We start from the raw sequence: 19,740 nt of genomic DNA on the forward strand, positions 1-19,740 counted from the left end.
ACCTATTTTTCAGAAGAATCTGACTGTACACTATAAATGTAAGTTAAATAAAACTAAAGTCATAGGGGGTAATTAGTTTGTTTAAAAAGAAAGCGGTTGCAGTTGTTATGTCTGTTCTCATGCTTGTTTCTTTAGCACTTGCAGGTTGTTCTTCCTCAAGTTCTTCAGAAGAAGGTGGTAGTGGTAGTGCAGATGAAAAGAAAGTGATTAAATTTATGCATTTATGGCCAGAAGGAAGTTCAAATGCTCAGTTTTCAATTGTAAAAGATATTATTACTGAATATGAAAGTGAACATGACGTTAAAATTGAAACAGAAATTTTAAATCCTGATCAATACAGAGAAAAGCTTAAAGTTCTTGCTTCATCAAATGAGTTACCAGATATCGGTATGACTTGGTCTGATGGATTCATTCAACCTTATGTTGAAGGTGATATGTTAGCTCCACTAGACGATATCGTTGAAAGCAGCAATCTTAAAGATGCTTTTATCCCAGGTGTAAAGGAATCATACGCAGTTGACGGAAAAACTTATGGTCTTCCTTTAGAATTAAATATTTCATATGTTTTCTATAACAAGGAAATCTTTGAAAAATACAACCTAGAAGTTCCAAAAACTTTCGAAGAATACAAGAATGTTGTAAAAACATTAGCTGATAATGGAGTTACTCCTACTACTGTAGGTGCAAAAGATGGTTGGCCAGCATCATTCTGGTTTATGTATATGGCAGACCGCATTGGTGGATCTACAATCTTAACTGATGTTATTGATGGAAAAGCGAAATTTGATGATCCTTCAATTGTTAAAGCAGCAGAAGAAATTCAAAATCTTGTAGATATGGGTGGATTCGTAAAAGGTGCTAGTGCGTTATCAAATGATGATGCAAAAGGTTATTTCATGAACGAACAAGCAGCAATGTTCTTAACAGCTACTTGGGAATTACCAAACTATACAACTAGCCCAGATGTAACACAAGAGTTTAAAGATAAGATCGGTTACTTCAAGTTCCCAACTTATGAAGGCGGTAAAGGAACTGAAATTAATAGCTATGTAGGTGGTCCTGGTGTTGGATTATTCGTAGCAAAAGATTCAAAGGTTCAAGAAGAAGCTAAAGATTTCACTGCATTCTTAGTTGAAAAATGGGGAGAAAAGGCTGTTACAGATGCTGGTGTTATCCCTGCAACAAAAGTTGACACATCTAGTTTAGATCTTGCACCAATGTACATTGATATTTTAAAAGATTTAGGCGAAGCATCAAATGTTACAACTTATTTTGATACTCAATCAAGTCCAGCTGTTTCTGAATTACACCATGATTTAGTAACTGCTCTATTTGGAAAACAAGTAACTCCGGAAGAATTTGTTAAACAACATGCGGATGAGCTTGCAAAAGAGCAAAAATAATACGAATCATTGAATTGAAGTAGAGGGCATGTGAATTGCCCTCTATACTGTTTTGAAACTATCTTTACAAACCCTCGAACCTATTGAAAATACTTAGTCTACATTTGATTAAGAAGGGAGTATAAGAAATGAAAAATGTAATGTCGAACAAATTAGTAATCAGCCTTTATGTACTTCCTGCTTTGCTGCTTATTCTTCTATTAATTTATATCCCAATTGTTTTAACTGGCTATTATGGTCTTATGGACTGGAACGGCATAGGTGGAATGACATTTATTGGTTTAGACAACTATATTGAATTAGTAAAAGATAAAATGTTCTGGCAAAGTACCTGGCATTCTATTTTACTAGGGCTCTTCTCTACTATTAGCCTTGTTGGTTATTTAATTTTATCGCTTATTTTAGCAAGTAAAATTAAAGGTGCTAACTTTTTAAGAAAGATCTACCTTATTCCAATGTTGTTATCTTCTGTAGCAATTGGACAATTATGGGCAAAGATGTTTGATCCAACAAATGGAATGATTAATAGATTATTAGTCATGATAGGTGTGGATAATCCACCAATATGGTTAGCGGATGCGAACATTGTTTTATATGCACTCTTTATTCCAATCGTTTGGCAATATGCAGGATTTTATATCATTATCTTCTACGCAGCATTGAAAAACGTTCCAGAGGAACTTATTGAGGCAGCTAAAATTGATGGAGCTACACCAATTCAAATTGCTTATAAAATCAAAGTGCCATTAATTTCAGGTGTTATTAAGGTAATGGTCATTTTAGCAATCGTTGGTTCTTTAAAATACTTTGATTTAATCTTTGTATTAACTGGCGGTGGACCAAACGGTGCCAGTGAGGTTATGGCATCCTATATGTATAAGGAAGCATTTAGTAAATATAACTTTGGCTACGGAAGTGCGATTGGATTTGGTTTATTAATTATCTGTCTTGTGATGACATGGTTGATTCAAAAATTAATTTCTTCAAAAGAAGATATATACTAGGAAAGGGGAGTAATAACAATGTCAAATGTTTTAAATGAAACACAAAAAAATACGACCCTATCTGCTAATTATAAAACAAATAAATCACTTGGAAGAAGAATTGGGTATGGAATTCTTTACTTAATTCTAGGGATCATTGCAATAGTCCAAGTCTATCCGTTAGTCTGGTTATTTATGTTTTCACTAAAAACAAATCAAGAGGTATTTGGAATGTCCCCATTTGCACTGCCACAAGATCCACAATGGGGAAACTATGCGAAGGCTTGGACAACAGGTAATATTGATGTTTACTTTTTTAATAGTGTACTATACACCGTTTTAGCCGTTATTATCACTGTTATTCTTGCTAGCTTTGTAACATTCGCTATTACAAGAATGTATTGGAAATTAAGTGGATTAGTGCTTGGTTTGTTTATGGCTGGATATATGATTCCGCTACATTCAACATTAATTCCACTGTTTAATATCTTTAAATCAGTCAATCTAATTGATAACCCAGTTTCAATTATCTTGTCGTATGTTGCATTTAATTTACCAATTACGATCATGATCTTAACAGGTTTTTATAGATCAATTCCTAGGGAGATTGAAGAAGCAGCTGTTATGGATGGATGTTCTATTCATAGAATCTTCTTCCAAATTACACTACCAATGACGGTGCCTGTTCTTTCAACAACTGTCATTATTAACATGATTTATAACTGGAACGAATTTGTATTCGTAAATACATTCTTAAGCTCAGATAAATGGAAAACCATTACAGTTGGAGTAAACAACTTTGTTGGGCAATATTTAACAGATTGGGGAGCAATTGGTGCAACATTAATGATCAGTATCATCCCAGTATTAATTGCTTATTTCATTCTAAGTGATCGAATTGTCGAAGGAATTGCTGCAGGATCTGTAAAGGGTTAATAGTTGGGCTAACTCGCAACAAGAGTTGGCCTTTTTTTACCCAGAGTAAATCAATGAAAGATTTCACTAAGGCTTCAACAGAAATGTTGAGGTCTTTTTTCATGAAGTTAAAAGAATTCTACGTTCTTGGGGCAGGTCATTTAAAAGCAATGGAGAACTATTATGGACATGATGTACTATACATATAGGTTTAATGTATAATTGGAAAATATTAGACTGCTACAAAATTATGTATTATTTTCCCTATAAATATATTACGATATACGAAGAGTCATAGAAAGGAAGTTTAAATTGAAGAAGAAAAGGTTATATATTTTAATTGGTATTTTCATTATTGGAATAAGTATTTTCCTTTTAAATTATATTGAATCTAATAGAAATGATCGTGTCAGTGGTTCTTTTTCAAGCAGTTCAGTTGAGGAGAAAAAATCAACTGATACAGATGAAACCGAAAAAAATAGTGAATTTGATCAAAAGGCTAGAGAATTAGTTGAAAATCAATTTTCTTATTTTCAATCAATTGTTAATGGTCATTTTTTTGTTCAGTCTAGACAAAATGGCCCTAAAGATCAGTATTCGGAAGATTGGGTTACAGAGAGTGTTAAGAATGAACTACAAGAACGAGTTTCAGAAATTGATGAATTATTGCCTGAACAATTAGATTCCAGTAATGCTGTTGCTCAAGATTTGCTACAAGTATTAATTCGAATAAATCAGGCATATAGTCAATCTGAAAGTCAGAAAAATATATACCACGTTTATAGGATTTTATATGAGCTAAATGGTGAATTAAATGATTATAAACTGGAAGAAGGTATGTTTGATCCAGAAAATGATTGGTCACAGGTATTTAGCGAAGTGGAAGAAGAGCAGAAGGAAGTAAAAAGTGAAGCAGAATTACAGGTAGAAATCGAATCAGCGTTAGAGGCCGAGGATGAACAAACTACAGAGTAATACGTATTAAAGACTCTTATAAACAAACAACAGCTAATAAAGAAAATAAAGCTTCATGGTCGGGATTGAAGCTTTATTTTTTACTCTTCTTTTGTAAGGGGTTTAATCATAAACTTTGTATTTGAAAGTATGACATTCATTATAGATATGTGCAGAAAAAACTAAGTTTTTAAGGAGATCTAAAGTCATGAAGGAAGAATTAAAATACATTGGGCAAAAAATTGTTGAGAATGACTTAGAACTTGCTAAAAAAGTTGTGTTTCAAAAGGATTCCATTCTGATGAAGCAGATTGAATTATCGAAGTTGCCAATAGCAGAACGTATTAAGTATAGAGCCATTCTCATTCGTTATTTTGGTAAGGCTCTTTATGGTAACCTTGATGAGATAAGAGAAAAGGTGATCTGTTGGGGAAGAGAGGCTGCACAAATTGCGATAAGGGATAATATTTCTTTAAGCAGCACATTAAGAGGGATTTATTTATATCGAACTGTAATCTGGGATGCTTTTACTGAAGAGTTGAATAAAAGGGAATTTGCTCCAATTACAATGCTTGATGTTTCTAAAATTATTGATCCGTTATTAGATTTAGTCTGCGAAATTATTGGTGAGGAATTTGAGAAACATAACCAGAAGTTAATGGAGGTGGCTTATACAGCACTTGAGGAACTCTCTGTACCTGTAGTTCCTATTGTAAAAGGTATTGTAGTGCTTCCTATAGTTGGGGCAGTAGATACACATCGTGCAAAATTGATTATGGATATCTCATTACATGAATCTGCTAGATTAGGTGTGTCTTATCTGATTTTAGATGTGTCTGGTGTGCCGATTATTGATACAATGGTTGCCAATCAATTATTTCAAGTTGTAAAAGCATTACAATTAACAGGTGTAGAAGTTATCATAACGGGAATTCGCCCGGAAATTGCTCAAACTGTTGTAAAGCTTGGTATTCATTTTGGAGATATTAAGACTAGGGCCACAATGATGCAGGCACTATATGAACTTGGTATTACAAAATCCTGAAATGATAAGAAAGAGGATGAGCAATTAAGCTCATCCTCTAATTAGACCATATTTCAATTTGTATTAATGATTAGCCGCAAATTCTTTCTTTTGATCTTCTGTTTCATCATCGTTATTTGTTGTTCTCAATGGAATCTCTTTTAGGAAAAGAGTGACAATGAATGCCAATGAAACAATACCAGCAGATACGATAAATACAGTTGTTAAAGAAGTATTTAAAGCTTCTTTTAATAATTGGATAAACTGGTCAAAGAAAGGCGTCATTTCTGCAGGTAATTCTGAGCGAATGGCTTCTAATTGTTCTGTATCCATTAATACTTGTGGATTTTGTAATTGTGCCATGTTTTCAGCCATTTCAGGGGGTGGGGCAGGAACACCTTCTCCTTGAGTACTCGCTAACTCATCTGCCATTTTGTTTCCCATAACAGATCCTAACATAGCAACCCCAATTGTACCCCCTATTTGTCTGAATGTCTGCATCGCTGATGTTGCAACACCAAGGTACTTATGACTTACAGCATTCTGTACAGTGATATTAAACACAGGCATATTGACGCCAAGTCCAATTCCTACAACAATCAATTGAAGAATTAATCGTGTGAGAGTTGATTCAACTTCCAGTGTAGAATTTAACACAAGTCCTACTGCCATGATTATTAATCCAAGAAGGGCAAAAATCTTATATTTTCCTGTCTTCGTAATTAAGTTACCTACAATAATACTCGAGGTAACCATTGAAATGGTCATGACCATTTCAACTAATCCAGAGACTGTCGCTGACTCCCCTTGAACTCCTTGAACGTAGAATGGAACATACATAATTGTACCGAACATTCCCATTCCCATGAGCATTCCCGCTATATTAGATACAGAGAAAACACTGTTTTTAAACAAGTAAAGAGGAAGAACAGGGCTTTTAACTCTTAGTTCAATCATGATAAAGGCAATTAGAGATAGAATTGTAAGCGAAAATAAGCCAATTATTTCAAATGAAGCCCATTCATACTTATCTCCTGCCCAGGTAAACCCTAGTAATAATGAAACAATTGTAATTGTTAATGTAATCGAACCAAGAAAGTCGATTGATTCTCTCTCTTTTGCTTTTTGAGATGGATATAATTTAAATATTAAAGCAAAGGCAAAAAATCCGATCGGGAGGAATACCCAGAAAATCCAGTGCCAGTCAAAGTTATCAACAATATATCCACCGAGTGTTGGACCGAATAAACTTGAAAGTCCGAATACGCCACCAAGAAGTCCTTGCCATCTCCCGCGTTCACGAGGGGCGAACAAATCTCCAACAGTTGTGAATGCACAAGACATAATCATCCCGCCACCAAAGCCTTGAAGCCCGCGGTATAAGATTAATTGAACAATATCATCTGCAGTTCCGCATAAAAAAGCACCAATCATAAAGATGGTTATACCAATTAGTATAAATATTTTTCTACCGTATATATCAGACAATTTACCAACTAACATAGCAGTAATTGTAGATGTTAACATATAGACGGTAAATACCCAGTCAAAGTATTCCATTCCGCCTATTTGAGAGACGATTTTTGGTAAAGCAGTACCTACGATTGTCATGTTAACTGCAGCAAAAAACATAGCTGACATAATGGCAATCATAATCATAACTTTTTGTTTGTTTTCTAAGTGTTCCATTAGTTACCTCCTGTATACAACTCAGTTATAAGTGAGCGAAGCTTTATTGTGGTTTGAGTTAGACCTACTTCCTTTTCAAAGTAATGTAAAAGAACATCAATTAAAAAGCTTCGAGGCTTTTGGGCCTTTAATTCATCTTTTAACAGATTAAGAGATGAAGAAAGATTATTTTTTATTTCTTCATTGTTATAGTTACTTATGTATTGTTCGATAATCAAAAATTGTTTGGCAATCTCATCCGTTTTAGAGATAGAGGAACTATTAGTAAGGTTTAAAAAGTGTAAAATTCTTTCCTCTGTTAAAAGTGGATCAGGTCTAGTTGTTAACAAATCATTTACTATTGAATCTAAACGATCAACTATATAGGTTGATATAGCTAAAACGTTAACTTTTTCATTTTTATTGGCAAGGATGGAGAGAAATTCCTTTATTAATCCTTGTAAAGTTATAGTTAGGTCCCAGCAATATAGATTAATATGATTCCCATATGCCTGAACAAGGCACTCCTTTTGCCACTGTGTAATTCTGAATCTCATCTTTTGCATTAATAATCTAAAGTCACTGTTTTCAGAAAGTGGCACATCCTTTAACTGCATGAGGATAAAATCTTTTCGCTCAATAAAGTCTTCAATTTGTGTACTTAATTGCTTGAGTAAGAGTTCTCTTGGTGATAATGATTCATCAGTGGAATAACGAAATGCTTTTTTAAACATCATATTTTGGTGATACTCAAACACCTCTATAAATAATTCTTCTTTAGATGAAAACATCTTATATAAAGATGCTTTTGACATTGAGCATTGTTCCGCAATTTCTTGAACTGATGTTGAAAAATATCCTTTTTTAGAAAAAATTTTAGTTGCAGCATCGATTAATAGCTTCCTCTTTTCGTCCAATATCTACTCACATCCTTTTAGAGAAAACTGAATGGTTTATATAGAAAACTAATGAGTTCATGGTGAATTTTAGAGCAGAGACAAGCTTAAGTCAAGAATAAATATGAAATTATTGATTGCTAATAAAAAAACAGCGAATTCTCGCTGTTATGTTGCCAATGAAAAAGGAAAACTGATAATAAATATTGACCCTGTTTCGTCACTTGTTACTTTCATTGATCCACCGTGACTTTCAATAATTTTCTTTGAAACAGATAAGCCTAATCCAGTGCCATCATCCTTTGTAGAGAAAAATGGATCAAATATATGAGGTAAAAGAGAAGGTGGGATGCCTTTACCATTATCACGAAACAAAATCTGAATATGATGATCAACAACAATAGTTTGAATCGTTATAATTAGAGGTTGATCAGATCTAGCTTGAATAGCATTTATGAATAAATTCATAAACACTTGAAGTAATTCCTCCCGATCTCCTTTAATCATCACTTTTCTGGTTAATGGATCAAGGGTGTAATCCAGCTTTGTGTTATATAGTAATGCCTCACTTTCTAGAAATTTCCCTAAATATTCTTTGAGAAACTGATGCAGGTTGATCATTTGTTTAGTGCTAACTGAAGGCTTTGCAATACTCAAGAAGTCACTAATTATTTTATTTGCTCGATCTATCTCAGGAATGAGAATATCAGAGAATAGTTGTGACACTTCTATGTTGGTTTTATCTTTTAGCAATTGTAAATACCCTCTGACTGTTGTAAGGGGATTTCTAATTTCATGTGCTATGCCAGCAGCAATTCTTCCGGCAAGCGCTTGCTTCTCAGCTTCTTTTATGACGTTAAGAAAATAAAAAGTACCTAATACTCGTTTAATCGACCCGTCTGTATTCCATAAAATACGAGTATTAATAAGCCCGTAATTTACATCTAATACTTCTTTATCTTTCATTTCAATTCCTGTTCGTAACGTTTCAAGTAGTTCGATTTGTTCGTCTGGAAGTTGTAGGAGCTCTCTTATATGTTTACCAATTATTTTATCCCGGTCTACACCTAGATCTTTAGCAGTTTGGAGATTACATAACGTTATGAGTCCATCACCATCAACAAAAACAATATGGTGCGGAACAAAATCAAAAATAGAGGAAAGGAAGAGTTCAGTTTCTGCAAACTGATCGTAAGTGGTTGAAATAATAAATTCATCACGGGTATGTGAATTAGTATTTGCTTTTTGAATAAGTATTTGTTTGGAGTTAACTTTTTTAGCAACTAACTTGCTATGTTGTTTATTTACATATGTAAACGAAAAAGGAAGTTCACTTAGCAGTTCTTTTAGTAAAGCATTTTCGTTTTTTAATTTTTCAATTTCGAGGTCACGCTTATGCTTATCTACCATTTTTTTTCTCCTTGTATGACTCATTTACAATCATTATAAGGTTAGTATAACCTATTGATTTTTTCAATTGTTAGTTATTGCCCATAGCGAATACCATTATCATGGGATTAAACAATTGCATTAACACCCATTCGAACTGACTGTTTGCTGAATAGGATAATAAGGAAACTTTCTAAAGGTGGTCATACAAATGGGAGAGGTTGAGGAGAAGGTACATGAGCTTGAGATGAAAATTCATGAGCTAGAACAACAAATAGAGCATATAGAAGAATTTCATTCGAATTCTTTAGATGAGAATGATGTAAGAGCTGTTGTTGATGGTCTATTAGCTGAAAAAAATATTGCGACACAAGAAGAAATTGAACGTCAACTCAACAAAAGTCATTTATCATTAATTAAATGGATTCTTGGTACCGGATTAAGTGTCGGAGCGTTAGTTGTAAGTATCGTCCGGTTTTTTTAATAGATGAATTGAAAAAAGGGCAACATTTTAGTTGCCCTTTACTATCTATTTTAGTAATGATAATATCCTCTGCCGAAAGGACCGTCATCAAGGACAGCTCCACCTAGAAGCCCTGCACCAAGACCTAGAAGTCCAGTAGTAAGTGGTCCTACACCACCAGCGCCATAACCACCGAATCCAGGACCATATCCAGCACCGTATCCGTATCCGGCACCAGGGTAACCTCCGAAACCAGTGCCATAACCTCCATATCCAGCACCAGGATAACCACCGAATCCAGGACCTGCACCATAACCGCCGTAACCAGGACCTGCACCATAACCACCTGTGAAACTGCCAAATCCACCTGGATAACCAAAGCGTCCATCTGTAAATCTTGCATCTCTATGTCTCATTTCATTTCATCCTTCCCAAATGTTATTTCAGTTTCTCTGTACTATATGTGTTTACCTAGCCACTTGGGAATATGTTTAGCAAGAATGGGCGATTGTCTATTGAATTGAAGTATGAATGTACTCTCTCATATTAGGTTTAATTCGGCACACACGTAAAGAATTACTAAAACATCTGGGGAAAATATAAAAGGCCTTGATTATCATAATAAAAGATTATATAATGTTAAAGTGAATTATGAAGAATGTTCGACATGCTTCGACATTATTTTTAAAAAAGGTATTGCATCACGTAAATACTATTGTTATAATATATTTATTCGCGGGTGTAGTTTAGTGGTAAAACCTCAGCCTTCCAAGCTGATGATGAGGGTTCGATTCCCTTCACCCGCTCCATACATAATAATTGGTTACAACGCAGTGTCTCGTTTCTTAGATAAACGATGCATTGCGTTTTTTATTATGTCCTTGAATTTGCTCTAGAATAATTGAAAGTAACTCGAAGGATATATCCTTCGAGCTACTTGATGATCTTATATGTTGCGTCTCCGCCATGTATTTGTGTAAACATACTTGATAATGCTTGTAACAGTTCTAAAGATTTTTCTTCAGAAAGAGACGGGTTTAAATAAACAATATGTAGAGCTTCTGTTGTGTTAGATGTTACAGCGGTTCTCTTTGAATCAACATAAGGACTGCCAAATGGACCCTGATGATCCTCTGAAACTAATTTGTTATGAAAAGAAACTTCACGTTCATTGATGGCAAGATAGATATCCTCTTCACTACCTATCTTGATTTTAACATCCCCAGTAAGCTTATCTTTATCATAAATCCCTAGGGGAATTTGATATTGAAGAGATAGAAAGTTATTTAAGTCTACTGCAGAGTTGAAGGGTTGAAGATATTGCTGTTTCTGAACTCGTCGATATAATGCTTCACTTGAAGGGCGGTATCGGTTAGGGTCTGTTCCTATTGTTTTAAATAGTTGTCGCCATTCTTGGATGGCTTGGATATCTGTTACTTTCTTATCAACATAATCAAAATAAAGCGATTCTTGGAAAAGCTGTAATCTTCCTTTAAGCATTTGAGGAGAATCACCAACATGAATATCCTGATATTCTACAATACCAATTTTAAAGTCTTTGTTAAGTTGGTTAAGCTGACCTTGAACGGTAATTTCCATTAATTCATACCTCCACAAACATTGAATGTGGTGTTATTTTACCATAATAGAAGAAAAAACTTAGAATATGTGACCTTTAAAGGAGGGAAGAGCAATGAATATTGAAGAATTTAAGAGGGAAGTTATTGAATACAGTAAAACAATTGGCATTGATAAGATTGGATTTACAAGCGCGAATATGTTTGAAGAGCTAAAGCAAAGGTTGATTACACAAAAGGAACTTGGCTATCAATCTGGCTTTGAGGAGTCAGATATTGAGAAACGTGTTGCACCTATTAAACTTTTGCCTAAAGCAAGTTCAATCATTTCCATTGCTCTTGCTTATCCTTCAAAAATGAAAAATGCTCCAAAAAGTACAAAAGAAGAAAGACGTGGTATTTTTTGTCGTGCCTCCTGGGGGCAGGATTACCACGATGTGTTGCGTGATAGGTTAAATAAATTAGAAATGTTTTTAAAAGAAAAAGTACCTGATATTCAAGTAAAATCGATGGTTGATACAGGTGAGCTTTCTGATCGTGCAGTTGCTGAACGGGCAGGTATTGGATGGAGTGGGAAAAACTGCTCTGTTATCACGCCTGAGTTTGGTTCTTACGTTTATTTAGGTGAAATGATTACAAACTTTCCATTTCCACCAGATACTCCAATGGAAGATCAATGTGGTTCATGTACAAAATGCCTCGACGTTTGTCCAACAGGTGCTTTAGTACAAGGTGGTCAGCTTGATTCATCTAAATGTATTGCTTTTTTAACACAAACAAAAGGTTTTCTGCCTGACGAATACCGTACGAAAATTGGAAATCGCATCTATGGTTGTGATACTTGTCAAACAGTTTGTCCTGTTAATAAAGGAATAGATTTTCACCTTCATCCAGAAATGGAGCCGGATCCTGAAATCGCAAAACCAAAATTAAAGCCGTTATTAACAATAAGTAATCGCGACTTCAAAGAAAAATTTGGACATATATCTGGTTCATGGAGAGGCAAAAAGCCTCTTCAAAGAAATGCGATCCTGGCTCTTGCGCATTTTAAAGATACAACCGCGTTAGATGATTTAATAAAAGTGATGCACGAAGATTCAAGGCCTGTGATTAGAGGTACCGCAGCATGGGCAATAGGAAAAATAGGGGAAGTTTCAGCAGCACACGAGCTACAAAAAGCATATGAAAAAGAAGAAGATTCACAAGTGAAAGAAGAAATCACGAAAGGCTTGTCCTTTCTTCTTACAAAAAAATAAGAGGATGTTTTAAGGCGGTATTCTATTCTCCGCCTTTTTATATTTTCTTTCCTCGATTTGATTATTTTAAAGAATCCGTGGCCAATGAAACAAATCATTATTTGTTAATTGGCTTTACATAAAATCATAGATAAAAACGAAATAACATGACTAAATCTTAACACCTTCTACATACGTTTTAATAAATACGTTATGGTGGTGATAATCGTGAAGCAGCTAATTTCTGAGTTAAATGAAGCCAAACTTCAAATGCTGATAAATGCTAAATATATAAAAAACGAAAGAAATGATACTGAACTACAGGCAATACAACGGAAACTTGAATTTTCTGGAAAGAGGAATACAGAAATCGTTAAGGGCAGTACAAAAATAAATATTACGAATATTGATACAAGAACAGAAGATCTGAAAGAGGCAATGTATACATGTCATTCGAAGTGGCTTAATAAACAAAATGACTTTTTTTATCTTGAAGAAAGAATTGAGTACCGAAAGGCTAGTATCTATAAAGATGAAATTGTTGAAGATCTATTGTTGAATCACGAAGGAGACAATGACAGATCCAGTATTCAAATCATGCATGATAATGATAAAAGGAATAAAGATTCTTCGTATCGTTACGACCGAATGGCGGCTGTTCAATATGCTGAACGTTGGTGGGATAGTACGAATCCTAAATATAAAAACTTTGATGTTAATTGCACGAACTTTATTTCACAATGCTTGCATGCAGGTGGTGCCCAGATGAGGGGATATCCTAACCGTTCTTCAGGGTGGTGGATGCAAAACAATAACTGGAGTTACAGCTGGTCTGTTGCGAATGCAATGAATAATTTCTTATCTCAATCCAAAACTGGTTTAAGAGCAGAGCGAGTAAAATCACCGGATAAATTAATGCCTGGGGATGTTATTTGCTATGATTTTCAAGGAGATGGTCGTTTTGATCATACAACGTTTGTTGTAGCCAAGGACGATGAGAATATGCCTTTAGTAAATGCACAAACTTATAACAGCCGCATGCGTTATTGGGCATATGAAGACTCGACTGCATACACACCAAATATAAAGTATGCTTTTTTTCGAATACTTGATGATACTAGTTCAAAGTAACAATGGTATAATGGCTATTGAAAATAAATGTTAGTATTTTTCATAGAAACAGATGAGGTGAAAAAATTGGCTTTACATGTTGTACTTTATCAACCAGAGATTCCTGCAAATACAGGGAATATTGCACGTTCATGCGCAGCAACCAACACAACTCTACATTTAATTCGTCCATTAGGATTTTCTACAGATGATAAAATGCTGAAAAGAGCTGGTCTGGATTATTGGGAGTTTGTAAATGTTGTCTATCATGACTCTCTTGATGAATTATTTGAAAAATATAAATCAGGAGAATTTTTCTTTTTAACAAAATTTGGCCAGCAGCCGCATACTACGTTTGATTACAGTGATCTTAACAAAGACTATTTCTTTGTATTTGGTCGTGAAACAACCGGCTTGCCAAAGGATTTAATTCAATCCAATATGGATAAATGCTTACGTCTACCAATGACAGAGCATGTGCGTTCATTGAATTTATCTAACACTGCAGCTATTCTTATTTATGAAGCATTAAGACAGCAGAATTATCCTGGTCTAATGCTGGACTTTCATAACTAAAGGCTAAGCGCAGGAGTTAAACAACAAATAAAAAGGGTGACTCAAACGGTATAGATCTTATCAAAAGGTCTATATCATTTGGGTCACCCTCTTTTTTATTCAACTTACTTTTTTACGCCTGGCTTGCCTTCGTATCCAGCTGTAAAAATAGCTGTTAAGAATGCTAAGCTAACACCGAGAATTAAAATAAAACCCATCGTTTTACCTCCTCTACTTATCAACAGAGAATGAAGGATCTATGTATAGTTTCCCTCTTATAGCTAGTATTATTATAACTTAATTAAGATGTGATGTGAATGAGGAACAAAGAAAAAGATTCTAGCTTTTTCTTAACAAGAACGAATGTTAAAGGACATCCTCGCATAAAGTGTATTAAACTGCACGAATTAGAAACAAGTACGACCAATGATGAAGGAGGTCCTTATGGATATCTTAAAGAAGATTGAAAAGTACAGGGAAGATGAGCAGCGCTTAAAGTGGGAAGGAACCTTCGTAGAATATTTGGAGATTGTCAAAGAGAAACCGTGGGTTGCCCAATCAGCACATTCCAGGGTTTACAATATGATTAAAGATGCTGGGATTGAAGAAGTTGATGGAAAAAGAAAGTATAAGTTTTTTGATCACCAACTATATGGTTTAGAAGACGCGCTTGAACGTCTTGTTGAGGAGTATTTCCATCCTGCTGCTAAGCGCTTAGATGTTAGAAAACGGATTTTATTATTAATGGGACCTGTAAGTGGAGGTAAATCAACTCTTGTAACGATGCTGAAAAGAGGATTAGAAGCCTATTCTTTAACAGATCGTGGTGCAGTTTACGCAATTAAAGGCTGTCCGATGCATGAGGACCCTCTTCACCTTATTCCACACCATCTACGAGAAGATTTTTATGATGAATATGGAATTCGTATTGAAGGGAACTTGTCTCCATTAAATGTGATGAGACTAGAGCAAGAATATGGTGGTCGAATTGAGGACGTAAGAGTTGAACGTGTCTTCTTATCAGAAGATAAACGTACTGGTATTGGGACATTTAGTCCTTCCGATCCAAAATCACAGGATATTGCAGATCTAACAGGTAGCATTGACTTCTCTACAATTGCTGAATATGGTTCTGAATCAGATCCACGTGCCTACCGTTTTGATGGAGAATTGAACAAAGCAAACCGTGGTATGATGGAGTTCCAAGAGATGCTAAAATGTGATGAGAAATTTTTATGGCATTTGCTATCATTAACACAAGAAGGTAATTTTAAAGCTGGTCGTTTTGCTCTAATTTCTGCAGATGAGTTAATTGTTGCCCATACAAACGAAACAGAATACCGTTCCTTTATTTCGAACAAAAAGAACGAAGCCCTTCACTCACGAATTATTGTCATGCCTGTTCCGTATAACCTAAAGGTTACAGAAGAAGAGAGAATTTATGAAAAAATGATCTCTGAAAGTGATGTATCTGATGTTCATATTGCCCCACATACATTAAAGGTTGCTGCTATGTTTACAATTTTAACTCGCCTAAAAGAACCGAAACGCGGAGATATTGATTTAGTTAAAAAGATGAGATTATATGATGGAGAAAGTGTTGAAGGCTTTAACTCTGTTGATGTTAATGAGCTAAGAAAGGAATATAACGATGAGGGTATGTCCGGTATTGACCCGCGTTATGTGATCAATAGAATTTCATCTACAATTATTCGTAAAGAAGTGCCATCCATTAACGCTTTAGATGTATTAAGAGCGTTAAAAGAAGGTCTTGACCAACACGCTTCTATTTCAAATGAAGATCGTGAAAAATATTTAAACTTCATTTCTGTTGCTCGCCAGCTATATGACGACATGGCGAAAAAAGAAGTTCAAAAAGCATTTGTTTATTCGTATGAGGAATCAGCTAAAACCCTTATGGATAACTACCTAGACAATGTGGAGGCATACTGTAATAAAAACAAGCTTCGTGATCCATTGACAGGTGAAGAAATGAACCCAGATGAAAAACTTATGCGTTCAATTGAAGAGCAGATTGGTATTTCTGAAAACGCGAAAAAAGCCTTCCGTGAAGAGATTCTTATCCGCATTTCAGCTTATGCACGTAAAGGGAAGCGTTTTGATTATAATTCACACGAACGTTTACGTGAAGCTATTCAAAAGAAACTTTTTGCTGACTTAAAAGATGTGGTGAAAATTACGACTTCATCCAAAACACCTGATGAGCAGCAGCTTAAGAAGATTAATGAAGTGGTGGCACGTCTTATTGATGAACACGGCTATAACTCAACTTCTGCGAATGAATTATTACGTTATGTAGGAAGCTTATTAAACAGATAAATCTGAAATGCTTACGGCTGGCTGACATCTAAATTGTCAGCTTTTTTTATTATCATCTAGAGTACGTGGTTTTACTCAAATAATGGACGGGTATTAATACCCTATAACAATTGAGGTGAATCCAATGAAAAAATCGTTAAACACAATGATTCGTAACATGGATGATTTAAAGCAGCAATCAAAGATTATGGAGAATATGAAAACCAATAAAGAAATCAAGCAAGAGGGGAAAAGTCCAGATCCCATACAATATGTAAAAAAGAATACTAGGAATTAGAGGGGCATCCAACTTTTGGTGTCTTTTTTATATTAAAGATACAAAAGAAAATTGAAATGGGAACTTGTCTTATTTTTAATGAGAACATGGTAATTTTCTAAATTATTTGTCAATAAATCAATTCTTTCGCATAGGATAGAGTAATCCACAGAATTCAAAACGGAATTGAAAAACGAAAGTATTCATCCACGTTAATGTATGCTGAGGATTAAAAATGTGTGACACTTTTTTACAACTAAATTTGAAATTTTTGATGAAATGTATGACAGATGATGAAAGAAACTAAAAAATTATCGGAGGGGGAACTGTAAATATGTCAAATCAAGATCAGAATTATGTTATTTCACAAGAAGATTGGACCCTCCATCGCAAAGGCCATGATGATCAAACACGCCACCAAGAGAAAGTACAGGAAGCTATTCGCAACAATCTTCCAGATCTTATCACAGAAGAAAGCATTGTAATGTCCAATGGAAAAGATGTAGTTAAAATTCCAATTCGGTCGCTGGACGAATACAAAATTCGTTATAACTATGATAAGAATAAGCATGTTGGCCAAGGTGATGGAGAGAGTCAGGTCGGTGATGTCGTAGCAAGAGATGGATCACAAGCAGATGCAAAGGGTCCTGGCAAGGGCCAGGGAGCAGGGGACCAAGCAGGAGAAGATTATTATGAAGCTGAAGTATCTATTTTAGAATTAGAAGCCGCATTATTTAAAGAATTAGAGCTTCCCAATTTAAAACAAAAAGAACGTGATGATATTGTTATTGAAAACATTGAGTTTAATGATATAAGAAGAACGGGCTTAATGGGAAATGTTGATAAGAAAAGAACGATGTTATCGGCATATAAACGTAATGCCATGGCAGGGAAATCAAAATTTCATCCTATTTATCCAGAAGACTTAAAGTTTAAAACTTGGAATGAAGTTGTAAAGCCTGAATCAAAAGCAGTTGTTATTGCTATGATGGATACGAGTGGTTCAATGGGACTCTGGGAAAAGTATATGGCTCGAAGCTTTTTCTTTTGGATGACAAGATTTCTCAGAACTAAGTATGAGAAGGTAGATATCGAATTTATCGCTCATCATACCGAAGCAAAAGTTGTTTCAGAGGAAGACTTCTTCTCAAAAGGAGAAAGTGGAGGAACAATTTGTTCATCTGCATATCGTAAAGCTCTTGAAGTCATAGAGGAGAAATACCAACCAGCAAGATATAATATCTATCCTTTCCATTTTTCGGATGGTGATAATTTAACATCAGACAATGCCAGATGTGTAAAGTTAGTAGGAGAGCTTATGAAGGTTTCCAACATCTTTGGCTATGGAGAAGTCAATCAGTATAATCGTCATTCAACCCTAATGTCCGCATATAAGAATATCAATGATGAGAAATTCCGCTATTATATCCTCAAACAAAAAGCAGATGTTTTCCAAGCAATGAAGAGTTTCTTCAATAAAGATGAAGATAAAAAGTATGCGTAAATCCTTGCCCCAATAGCTTATTGGGGCTTCCTTATTTGGAGAAAGATTTACAAACAATATCTTCCTTACAAACATTTATTTATTTAGGACAAGCTAAAATTTATAGATCTTCGTTCGGAGGTTGATGTACTTGGTAACTGAGATATTAATTTTAGCGGTTCTAATTATATTAAACGCCTTTTTTGCAGCTTCTGAGATTGCCTTAATTTCATTAAATGATAATAAAGTAAAGCTAATGGCAGAAAATGGTGATAAGAAGGCTGTATTGTTGAATAATTTATTGTCCAACCCTAGCAGTTTCTTAGCTACGATTCAAATTGGGATAACACTCGCTGGGTTTTTAGCAAGTGCTTTTGCTGCGGAGAGCTTTGCAGGAAGACTTGCAAAAGCATTACATGATATGGGAGTGCCAGTATCTGAAAGGTTATTAGGTACGATTTCTGTTATCGTTATTACGCTTTTATTATCATACTTTACTTTAGTTTTAGGTGAACTAGTCCCTAAACGACTTGCTCTTCAAAAGGCTGAAGCTATTTCTATGTTTGCTGTTTGGCCTTTAACCATCTTATCAAAAGTCTCCTCACCCTTTGTGAAGTTGTTAACTGCGTCAACTAACTTCATTGTCCGTCTATTCGGTGTTGATCCTGATGCGGATGATGAAAATGTAACGGAAGAAGAAATCCGAATGATGGTTGATGTTGGTAAAGAAAGAGGAACAATTCAAGAAACCGAAAAGATTATGATTAATAATATCTTTGAATTTGATAACAAGTCTGTTTCTGAAATTATGACACATCGAACAAATATTGTTGCGATTCCCCTGCATTTTACACTTAAGGAAACTGTTCGATTAGTGAATGAAGAAAAGTATACACGCTTTCCAGTGTTTGAAGAAAACATTGATCATATAGTAGGAATATTACATGTAAAGGATCTCATCCAATTTGTTGAAAATTGTGATGAAAATTCATTCAATTTGAAGGAATTACTTCGCGATCCTTATTTTATACTTGAATCCAAGCCAATAGATGATTTATTTAAAGAGATGCAAATGAATAATATTCATATGGCTATCTCGATTGATGAATATGGTGGAACAGATGGAGTCGTTACAATAGAAGATGTTATTGAGGAAATAGTGGGGAATATTTTTGATGAATATGATGAAATTGGGCTTGATTATGAAGAAATTATCGAGCTTGATGATAAAGCTTACTTAATTCCAGGAACTACAAACCTATATGTTGTTGAAGATCTTCTAGATATTGAAATATCTAATGAGGATTTTGACACATTAAGCGGGTTTGTCATCGGTCAGCTCGGTTATATACCAGATGAAAATGAAAAGCCTAAAGTAGAATATAACAATATTTTGTTTGCAGTCGAAGAAATGCATGATAAGCGTATATTTAAAGTAAGAGTCACTCTGTTAGAAGAGCAAGTACAGGTAGAGGAATAATGTTAGCCA

General features: G+C 34.8%; 18 protein-coding genes and 1 tRNA gene. 14 read left to right on the forward strand and 5 right to left on the reverse strand.

Annotation, left to right across the window (positions count from 1 at the left end):
* The first annotated feature begins 107 nt into the window (after positions 1 to 107).
* The 5 genes from LPC09_RS03155 (at position 108) to LPC09_RS03175 (ending at position 5,300) form a co-directional block, all read left to right on the forward strand.
* Positions 108 to 1,403, forward strand: coding sequence for an extracellular solute-binding protein (locus LPC09_RS03155; RefSeq protein ID WP_231309722.1), 1,296 nt, complete (start codon positions 108 to 110; stop codon positions 1,401 to 1,403).
* A 128-nt stretch (positions 1,404 to 1,531) separates the two neighbouring features.
* Positions 1,532 to 2,407 (forward strand): carbohydrate ABC transporter permease, encoded by an 876-nt coding sequence (locus LPC09_RS03160; RefSeq protein WP_098798176.1) that lies wholly within the window; start codon positions 1,532 to 1,534, stop codon positions 2,405 to 2,407.
* Between the two features lie 18 nt (positions 2,408 to 2,425).
* Positions 2,426 to 3,322, forward strand: coding sequence for a carbohydrate ABC transporter permease (locus LPC09_RS03165; RefSeq protein ID WP_098798177.1), 897 nt, complete (start codon positions 2,426 to 2,428; stop codon positions 3,320 to 3,322).
* A 291-nt stretch (positions 3,323 to 3,613) separates the two neighbouring features.
* A complete protein-coding gene (locus LPC09_RS03170) occupies positions 3,614 to 4,276 on the forward strand; it encodes a hypothetical protein (protein WP_231308957.1) in 663 nt (220 codons plus the stop codon).
* Positions 4,277 to 4,463: 187 nt separating this feature from the next.
* Positions 4,464 to 5,300, forward strand: a complete 837-nt coding sequence (locus LPC09_RS03175) for an STAS domain-containing protein (protein ID WP_098798179.1) — start codon at positions 4,464 to 4,466, stop codon at positions 5,298 to 5,300.
* Between the two features lie 63 nt (positions 5,301 to 5,363).
* Here the strand turns inward: LPC09_RS03175 and LPC09_RS03180 are convergent, their stop codons facing one another.
* The 3 genes from LPC09_RS03180 to LPC09_RS03190 all read right to left on the reverse strand — a co-directional run bounded on the left by LPC09_RS03180 (position 5,364) and on the right by LPC09_RS03190 (position 9,253).
* Complete coding sequence (locus LPC09_RS03180) at positions 5,364 to 6,968, reverse strand: MDR family MFS transporter (protein WP_231308958.1); 1,605 nt, start codon at positions 6,966 to 6,968, stop codon at positions 5,364 to 5,366.
* On the reverse strand, positions 6,968 to 7,864 hold the full coding sequence (locus LPC09_RS03185; protein ID WP_176551128.1) for a TetR/AcrR family transcriptional regulator: 897 nt from the start codon (positions 7,862 to 7,864) through the stop codon (positions 6,968 to 6,970). Before LPC09_RS03185 ends, LPC09_RS03180 begins: the two co-directional genes overlap by 1 nt.
* Positions 7,865 to 8,011: 147 nt before the next feature.
* Positions 8,012 to 9,253 carry a two-component system sensor histidine kinase NtrB gene (locus tag LPC09_RS03190; RefSeq protein WP_098798182.1) on the reverse strand — a complete coding sequence of 414 codons (1,242 nt, stop codon included), beginning with the start codon at positions 9,251 to 9,253 and terminating at the stop codon, positions 8,012 to 8,014.
* 190 nt (positions 9,254 to 9,443) lie between these two features.
* Here LPC09_RS03190 and LPC09_RS03195 point away from each other — a divergent pair, with 190 nt between their 5' ends.
* The gene (locus LPC09_RS03195; protein WP_098798183.1) at positions 9,444 to 9,716 is read left to right on the forward strand and encodes a hypothetical protein; all 273 of its coding nucleotides are present in this window, start codon (positions 9,444 to 9,446) and stop codon (positions 9,714 to 9,716) included.
* A 50-nt stretch (positions 9,717 to 9,766) separates the two neighbouring features.
* Here the strand turns inward: LPC09_RS03195 and LPC09_RS03200 are convergent, their stop codons facing one another.
* Positions 9,767 to 10,111 (reverse strand): hypothetical protein, encoded by a 345-nt coding sequence (locus LPC09_RS03200; protein WP_176551129.1) that lies wholly within the window; start codon positions 10,109 to 10,111, stop codon positions 9,767 to 9,769.
* Positions 10,112 to 10,430: 319 nt separating this feature from the next.
* On the opposite strand from LPC09_RS03200, the gene LPC09_RS03205 reads away from it, so the two are divergent.
* Positions 10,431 to 10,504, forward strand: a tRNA-Gly gene (locus tag LPC09_RS03205).
* A gap of 124 nt (positions 10,505 to 10,628) precedes the next feature.
* Here the strand turns inward: LPC09_RS03205 and LPC09_RS03210 are convergent.
* The gene (locus LPC09_RS03210; RefSeq protein WP_098798184.1) at positions 10,629 to 11,294 is read right to left on the reverse strand and encodes a B3/B4 domain-containing protein; all 666 of its coding nucleotides are present in this window, start codon (positions 11,292 to 11,294) and stop codon (positions 10,629 to 10,631) included.
* Positions 11,295 to 11,388: 94 nt separating this feature from the next.
* Between LPC09_RS03210 and queG the strand changes: the two genes are divergently transcribed.
* The 7 genes from queG (at position 11,389) to LPC09_RS03245 (ending at position 19,731) form a co-directional block, all read left to right on the forward strand.
* Entirely contained in the window at positions 11,389 to 12,528 is a 1,140-nt protein-coding gene (gene queG, locus LPC09_RS03215) for a tRNA epoxyqueuosine(34) reductase QueG (RefSeq protein ID WP_231308959.1), read from the forward strand.
* Positions 12,529 to 12,735: 207 nt separating this feature from the next.
* The gene (locus LPC09_RS03220) at positions 12,736 to 13,638 is read left to right on the forward strand and encodes an amidase domain-containing protein (protein ID WP_231308960.1); all 903 of its coding nucleotides are present in this window, start codon (positions 12,736 to 12,738) and stop codon (positions 13,636 to 13,638) included.
* A 57-nt stretch (positions 13,639 to 13,695) separates the two neighbouring features.
* A complete protein-coding gene (gene trmL, locus LPC09_RS03225) occupies positions 13,696 to 14,193 on the forward strand; it encodes a tRNA (uridine(34)/cytosine(34)/5-carboxymethylaminomethyluridine(34)-2'-O)-methyltransferase TrmL (RefSeq protein WP_098798201.1) in 498 nt (165 codons plus the stop codon).
* A gap of 423 nt (positions 14,194 to 14,616) precedes the next feature.
* Positions 14,617 to 16,512, forward strand: coding sequence for a PrkA family serine protein kinase (locus tag LPC09_RS03230; RefSeq protein ID WP_231308961.1), 1,896 nt, complete (start codon positions 14,617 to 14,619; stop codon positions 16,510 to 16,512).
* 124 nt (positions 16,513 to 16,636) lie between these two features.
* Positions 16,637 to 16,789 carry a hypothetical protein gene (locus LPC09_RS03235; RefSeq protein ID WP_231308962.1) on the forward strand — a complete coding sequence of 51 codons (153 nt, stop codon included), beginning with the start codon at positions 16,637 to 16,639 and terminating at the stop codon, positions 16,787 to 16,789.
* Positions 16,790 to 17,102: 313 nt separating this feature from the next.
* Entirely contained in the window at positions 17,103 to 18,272 is a 1,170-nt protein-coding gene (gene yhbH / locus LPC09_RS03240; RefSeq protein WP_231308963.1) for a sporulation protein YhbH, read from the forward strand.
* Between the two features lie 130 nt (positions 18,273 to 18,402).
* A complete protein-coding gene (locus tag LPC09_RS03245) occupies positions 18,403 to 19,731 on the forward strand; it encodes a hemolysin family protein (protein WP_231308964.1) in 1,329 nt (442 codons plus the stop codon).
* Positions 19,732 to 19,740 lie beyond the last annotated feature (9 nt).

The sequence above is a fragment of the Metabacillus sp. B2-18 genome, from assembly GCF_021117275.1.
Taxonomy (GTDB): Bacteria; Bacillota; Bacilli; order Bacillales; family Bacillaceae; genus Metabacillus.

What these genes read in the sequence shown, in the direction of transcription:
- LPC09_RS03165 (WP_098798177.1), top strand. Translation starts at nt 2,426, where the DNA reads ATGTCAAATGTTTTAAATGAAACACAAAAAAATACGACCCTATCTGCT.
- LPC09_RS03190 (WP_098798182.1), bottom strand. Translation starts at nt 9,253, where the DNA reads ATGGTAGATAAGCATAAGCGTGACCTCGAAATTGAAAAATTAAAAAAC.
- LPC09_RS03235 (WP_231308962.1), top strand. Translation starts at nt 16,637, where the DNA reads ATGAAAAAATCGTTAAACACAATGATTCGTAACATGGATGATTTAAAG.
- LPC09_RS03175 (WP_098798179.1), top strand. Translation starts at nt 4,464, where the DNA reads ATGAAGGAAGAATTAAAATACATTGGGCAAAAAATTGTTGAGAATGAC.
- LPC09_RS03200 (WP_176551129.1), bottom strand. Translation starts at nt 10,111, where the DNA reads ATGAGACATAGAGATGCAAGATTTACAGATGGACGCTTTGGTTATCCA.
- LPC09_RS03230 (WP_231308961.1), top strand. Translation starts at nt 14,617, where the DNA reads ATGGATATCTTAAAGAAGATTGAAAAGTACAGGGAAGATGAGCAGCGC.
- yhbH (WP_231308963.1), top strand. Translation starts at nt 17,103, where the DNA reads ATGTCAAATCAAGATCAGAATTATGTTATTTCACAAGAAGATTGGACC.
- LPC09_RS03180 (WP_231308958.1), bottom strand. Translation starts at nt 6,968, where the DNA reads ATGGAACACTTAGAAAACAAACAAAAAGTTATGATTATGATTGCCATT.
- LPC09_RS03155 (WP_231309722.1), top strand. Translation starts at nt 108, where the DNA reads ATGTCTGTTCTCATGCTTGTTTCTTTAGCACTTGCAGGTTGTTCTTCC.
- LPC09_RS03160 (WP_098798176.1), top strand. Translation starts at nt 1,532, where the DNA reads ATGAAAAATGTAATGTCGAACAAATTAGTAATCAGCCTTTATGTACTT.
- queG (WP_231308959.1), top strand. Translation starts at nt 11,389, where the DNA reads ATGAATATTGAAGAATTTAAGAGGGAAGTTATTGAATACAGTAAAACA.
- LPC09_RS03195 (WP_098798183.1), top strand. Translation starts at nt 9,444, where the DNA reads ATGGGAGAGGTTGAGGAGAAGGTACATGAGCTTGAGATGAAAATTCAT.
- LPC09_RS03210 (WP_098798184.1), bottom strand. Translation starts at nt 11,294, where the DNA reads ATGGAAATTACCGTTCAAGGTCAGCTTAACCAACTTAACAAAGACTTT.